The sequence below is a fragment of the Rhodoluna sp. genome (assembly GCF_049276775.1).
Taxonomy (GTDB): Bacteria; Actinomycetota; Actinomycetes; order Actinomycetales; family Microbacteriaceae; genus Rhodoluna.
The window spans coordinates 1-5,836 of the sequence record NZ_JBASXC010000034.1 but is presented as its reverse complement, the minus strand read 5'-3'; the positions used below and the strand labels follow the sequence as shown (position 1 = coordinate 5,836).

The 5,836-nt window shown below is 52.4% G+C and carries 6 protein-coding genes; all 6 read right to left on the bottom strand.

The genetic code is table 11. From position 1 onward, the window contains the following. A partial coding sequence (locus tag WAO31_RS02915; protein WP_509590042.1) for a hypothetical protein occupies positions 1-375 on the bottom strand: 375 nt, incomplete at its 3' end. 31 nt (positions 376-406) lie between these two features. Then, positions 407-2,704 (bottom strand): phosphoribosylformylglycinamidine synthase subunit PurL, encoded by a 2,298-nt coding sequence (gene purL, locus WAO31_RS02910; RefSeq protein WP_509590047.1) that lies wholly within the window; start codon positions 2,702-2,704, stop codon positions 407-409. Further along, positions 2,686-3,381: a phosphoribosylformylglycinamidine synthase subunit PurQ gene (gene purQ / locus WAO31_RS02905; protein WP_509590039.1), complete on the bottom strand. Its 696-nt coding sequence runs from the start codon at positions 3,379-3,381 to the stop codon at positions 2,686-2,688. Before purQ ends, purL begins: the two co-directional genes overlap by 19 nt. A gap of 6 nt (positions 3,382-3,387) precedes the next feature. Then, complete coding sequence (purS, locus tag WAO31_RS02900; protein WP_509590036.1) at positions 3,388-3,639, bottom strand: phosphoribosylformylglycinamidine synthase subunit PurS; 252 nt, start codon at positions 3,637-3,639, stop codon at positions 3,388-3,390. 48 nt (positions 3,640-3,687) lie between these two features. Beyond that, entirely contained in the window at positions 3,688-4,554 is an 867-nt protein-coding gene (locus WAO31_RS02895) for a phosphoribosylaminoimidazolesuccinocarboxamide synthase (protein ID WP_509590033.1), read from the bottom strand. Position 4,555: 1 nt separating this feature from the next. Next, positions 4,556-5,779 (bottom strand): phosphoribosylamine--glycine ligase, encoded by a 1,224-nt coding sequence (purD, locus tag WAO31_RS02890; RefSeq protein ID WP_509590045.1) that lies wholly within the window; start codon positions 5,777-5,779, stop codon positions 4,556-4,558. Positions 5,780-5,836: the final 57 nt, after the last annotated feature.

Sequence of the window (5,836 nt, the reverse complement as noted above, 5' to 3'; positions counted from 1 at the left end):
AAACAACAAAACCGTATAGGCAGCCGAGAAACCAAAGCCAACCGCCGCATACAAATACGTGAACCAGTTAAGCTCGGCAGGGATTGCGAGGGTCAAGGCTCCAAGGCTAAAGGCCGCGAACTGCATCACCCTGGCTGAAAAGCGAACGCCCCTCAAAGTTCCGTAGAGGCTAACCGCAAGCATGTTGCCGGTTAGAGCAACCAGGGTTATCGCAATCATGCGCATTGACCAAACCTGATCGGCACCTGTTGGAAGAGCAAGTAGATCTAGAAATAGCTGCGGTAGTACGAGCAGGAAAACAGCGCTCAGGCCAAAAACGCCTGCGCCCAACCTAAGCACAAGACGCAGTGGGTGGCTCTCCAGTTTTTCGGTCATGACGAGATGCTAACTAACTTCAGGCAATAGCTCAGGCAAAAAGCTCGGGTAGTGTCGCTTGCCAATGGGAACGAAGCTCCTCTATTTTCCAGGTGGCAAGGTCTTGAATCTCCAGCTCGCCGGTGTTGTCAGTGACTCCGATTCGAAGCACCGGAATGTTTCTTGCATCGCAAAGACCAACGAACTTTACATCGTCCTCGCGGCCAACAGAAACTAGTACGCGGCCGGTGCTCTCAGAAAACAGCGCAGCTGTTCTATCGACACCGTCACGCTCCATAATCTCCGAGATCCAAACCCTTGCACCCATGTTGAATCGAAGGACAGATTCAGTGAGCGCTTGAGCCAGACCCGCGTCAGAGAGGTCGGTTGCCGAGGCAACAAGTCCCTGAAGGCTTGCTCCGTGAAGAAGCTCCGCCAGAGCCTTCTCGTAAGACAGATCAACCTTTGGCGGGCGACCACCCAGGTGGTCGTGAACTACCTCTGCCCAAACCGAACCATCTAGTTCGTCTTTTGTGATGCCGAGTAAATAAATATTGTTGCCCTCGTCTTGCCAGGCGGAAGGAATTCTTCTTGCAACATCGTCGATTACTCCGAGCACACCAACCACCGGGGTTGGGAAGATTGCGGTATCTCCGGTTTGGTTATAGAAACTGACGTTTCCACCGGTCACTGGAATTTCAAGCTCCAGGCAGGCATCGGCCAAACCGGTGGTTGCCTGCTTGAACTGCCACATAACCTCCGGGTTTTCTGGAGAGCCAAAGTTCAAACAGTTGGTTACGGCAAGGGGCTTGGCGCCACTGGTTGCAACATTTCTATATGCCTCAGCCAGAGCAAGCTGGGCTCCCTGGTAAGGATCGAGCTGGCAGAAGCGGCCGTTGGCGTCTGTTGAAAGCGCCACCCCAAGACCGGTTTCTTCAGAGACTCGAATCATGCCGGCGCCATCCGGGTAAGCAAGGGCTGTGTTGCCACCGACGTAGCGGTCGTACTGGTCGGTGATGTATGCCTTATCGGCTTGGTTTGGAGAGGAAATAATCTGAACAAACTGGCTAGCCAAGTCAGTCGAGTTGTCATTGGCGCGGTAAAGGCCACGAGCGTGAACGCTGTCAGCATTTAGGGGATCTTGCCACTTGGGCTGTTCGACTGGCCTTTCATAGACCGGGCCATCGTGAGCCACTGTTCGAGGTGGCACGTTAACGATTTGGTCTTTACCCCAGTTGATCAATAGACGGTCCTGCTTTATGACCTTGCCAAGCACCGAGTACTCAACCTCGTGCTTATCAACAATCTTCTTGAAGGCCTTCAGGTGCTTTTTAGGAACGATAGCCATCATGCGCTCCTGAGATTCGCTCATCAGAATCTCTTCGGGGGTAAGTGACTCATCACGAAGAAGGACTTTCTTTAGTTGAACCTTCATACCCATACCACCGTTTGATGCGAGCTCACTCGTCGCACATGAAATACCGGCACCACCCAAGTCCTGGATACCGGATACACAACCTGCAGCAAATAGCTCGAGGCAGCACTCGATCAAAACCTTTTCGGCGAACGGATCTCCAACTTGAACGGCCGGTCTTCTACTCGGTCCGTCGGCGTCAAAGGTTTCAGATGCAAGTACAGAAACGCCACCGATTCCATCGGCGCCGGTTCTTGCTCCAAACAAAATAACGAGGTCGCCTGCCTTGTCAGCCTTCGCAAGTTTTAGATCTCCGTGCTTGAGCGCTCCGATGCTCAGTGCGTTTACCAGCGGGTTCCCCTGGTAGACCTTGTCAAAAACTGTTTCGCCGCCGATGTTTGGAAGCCCCAGGCAGTTGCCATAGAAAGAAATACCGTCGACAACGCCGTGAACTACACGCGCGGTGTCCGGGTTTTCAGGGGCACCGAAGCGAAGCTGATCCATGACCGCAATTGGCCTTGCTCCCATGGTCAAGATATCTCTCACGATTCCACCAACACCAGTGGCAGCACCCTGGAAGGGTTCGATATAGCTTGGGTGGTTGTGGCTTTCGACTTTGAAGGTGACAGCAAGCCCTTCTCCGATGTCAACAACACCTGCATTTTCACCCATGCCAACCAAGAGGTGCTTTTTCATCTCCGGGGTGACCTTCTCACCGAACTGACGGAGGTAAATCTTTGAAGACTTATAGCTGCAGTGCTCAGACCACATAACCGAATACATGGCTAGCTCAGAAGAGGTCGGGCGCCTTCCAAGGATTTCCCTGATGGATTCGTATTCGTCTTGCTTGAGCCCAAGCGCAGCAAAGGGCTGTTCTTTATCCAATTCTTTTTTTGACTGCTTGACGGTATCGATGATCACGCGGTGATCACCGATTTCAGTACCGACTGAAAAATCTTGAGTCCGTCGATGCCGGAGCGCATGGCAACGGGGGAGTCTGGACCAAAGCCTGGCTCAACCGCGTGCTCGGGGTGGGGCATGAGGCCAACTACGTTGCCGCGTTCATTTCGAAGTCCCGCGATGTCATTCATCGAACCGTTGGGGTTTACCTCCAGGTACCTGAAGGCAACTCTTCCTTCGCCCTCTAGCATCTTTAGAGTTTCCTCGGTTGCGATGTATCCGCCCTCACCGTTTTTCAGCGGGATGGTGATTTCCTCGCCCAGTTCAAACTCGCTGGTCCAGGCCGAGTCGATGTTTTCAACCCGAAGCTTTTGGTCCCGGCAGACAAAGTGCTGCTTCTCGTTTCTGATTAGTCCGCCTGGAAGTAGGTGCGATTCAACCAGGACCTGGAAGCCGTTGCAAATGCCAAGAACAGGAAGCCCCTGGCTAGCTTTTTTGATGATGGTCTGCATGATCGGTGCCTGAGCGGCAATTGCTCCGCAGCGAAGGTAATCGCCGTAGCTAAAGCCCCCGGGCAAGACAACCGCGTCAACTTTTTTGATGGAGCTATCCGCGTGCCATAGCGCTACCGGGGTACCACCTGCCAGCCTGATGGCACGGGCGGCATCGCGGTCATCCAGGGAACCCGGAAAAGTGACAACACCGATCTTCATGACGAATTAGTCCTGCTCGATTGAAACTTCAACGACGTCTTCGATGACGCCGTTAGACAAGAAGCTCTCGGCTATTTTTTTGGCCTCTTCAAGCTCTGCATCGGTTGGGGTGGTTGCGTAGTGAAGTTCAATTCTTTTGCCGATGCGGACCGCGGTGATGTCCTGGTGCCCTGATCTTTCGAGAGCTCTAGCAACAGCTTTTCCCTGGGGGTCTAGAAGGTCCTGCTTGGGCATTACCTGGACGATTATTTTCGGCAACTTTTGGCCCCCTAAGGCGAAACAAATAACTCGGGAATACCCTCAAGTTTACTGGTTTGTAGCCTCGAGCTTTTCGCGCAACTCCGCGTACCTGGAAGAAGTAAGTGCAACAACCTCAGCTGCTAGCACCGGGGGCTTTAAACCCCCCTCCGGGTCCCAATTCTCGAGTAGCCAGTTGCGAACTATTTGCTTATCGAAGCTTTGGTTGCGATTGCCTTCCTCATAGGAAGCTTTATCCCAGTACCTACTCGAATCCGGGGTCAACACTTCGTCCCCCAAAACAATCTGGTTAGTTTCAGGGTCTAAACCGAACTCAAACTTGGTGTCAGCCAAGATAAGGCCCGCCTGATTAGAAATCAGGCTGGCTTTTTCATAAACAAAAAACGAAAGCTCTCGAAGCTTTGAGGCAACTTCTTCGCCAACTATTTCAACTACTTTTTCAAAGCTGATGTTCTCATCGTGATCGCCAAGCTCGGCCTTGAAAGCGGGTGTGAAGATGGGCTCGGGCAATTTATCGCCATCTTTGAGCCCCTCGGGAAGAGTTAATCCGCATAGTTTTCCGGTAGCCAAATACTCTTTGTATCCAGAGCCTGCGATGTAACCCCTCACCACGCACTCGATTGGATACATCGACAACTTCTTTGCAACCGTGGCACGTCCAAATACCTGCTCAGGAACTGCAACTCCGGTTGCCAAATGATTTGGAACTTCTAATTTTTCAAACCAAAAGTTAGTGACCGAGGTAAGACTCTCGCCCTTGCCTGGGATTTCTGGCTCGAGGATATTGTCAAAGGCGCTGATCCGATTGGAGGCAACAATCAAAATCAAATTGGATTGAGCCGGGTTCTCACTCTCGAAGAGATCCCTTACCTTGCCGCTGTAAAGATGTTTCCAACCAGAGATTTCTTCTGGCACCTTACTCGGCCACCTTCGCCGCTATGTCTTTGCGGTAGTGAGATCCCTCGAGGGTTATCTTTCCGATTGCTTTGTAGGCGCTCGATCTAGCCTCCTTGAAAGTTTCTCCGGTTGCAACAACCGAAAGCACCCTTCCAACTGCTGAGGCGTAGCAAACTTCAACACCTTCCACTTGCTCCGCCTCTTCTATGCCCTTTACTTCTCTAACTTCAGCTTGCGTTGATGGGTAGCCTTCCGATGCCAAGACCACTGTGACGGCCCTGTCCTTGCTGAACTGCGCCTCGGGGGCAGAGTCCAGGTGGCCGGTGGCTGCCTTGAAAAGAAGGCCATCTAGCGGGGTAATCAATCTGGCGAGAACTACTTGAGTTTCTGGATCGCCGAAGCGGGCGTTGAACTCAATTACCCTTATGCCGCGGTCAGTCACAATAAGTCCGCAATACAAAAGCCCAACAAAGGGAGCACCCAGCCTTGCAAGTTCTTGAATCGTTGGAAGGGCGACAGCATCCTCAACTTCCTGGATAAAACTTTCTTCAAGCCAAGGCAAAGGGCTGTATGCGCCCATGCCTCCGGTGTTTGGTCCCAGATCATTATCAAAGGCACGCTTGAAATCTTGTGCCGGGGTTAGCGGCATAACCGATACGCCGTCAGACAGGAAGAACAAACTAACTTCCGGACCCGATAGGTACTCTTCGACCAGAATTCCCATTTGAATAAACTGCGCCGCATGCTCCAAAGCCGCAGCGGAGTCTTCGGTCACAATCACACCTTTTCCTGCGGCGAGGCCATCGGCCTTGATGACGAACGGGGCACCAAAATCCTCCATGGCCTGCTCAACCTCAGCCAATGTTTTGCACTGCCTAGCCATTGCGGTTGGAACATCGGCTGCCGCCATCACTTGCTTCGCGAATGACTTACTTCCCTCAAGTTGGGCAGCAAGTTTGCTGGGGCCAAAAACGGCAACGCCTTGAGACCTCAAGGCATCGGAGACTCCGGCAACGAGGGGAGCTTCCGGTCCGATGATTGCCAGTTCGATTCCGCGCTCAAGGGCAAACTTAGAAACTTCGAGTGGGTCGTTGGGGTCTAGATCCTTTTCGCATACGACTTGTTTAGCGATGCCTAAGTTGCCTGGAGCAACCAGAATGTCGTTTTTGTCTGTTCCGGTTCTAAGCAGGGCTTTGACTATTGCGTGCTCTCTGGCACCTTGCCCTAAAACCAAGATCTTCATTCCCTCAAGTTTAGTTAGCTTGAGAATGCGGTGAAGTTTGTAGGCTGGGGGCTGTGA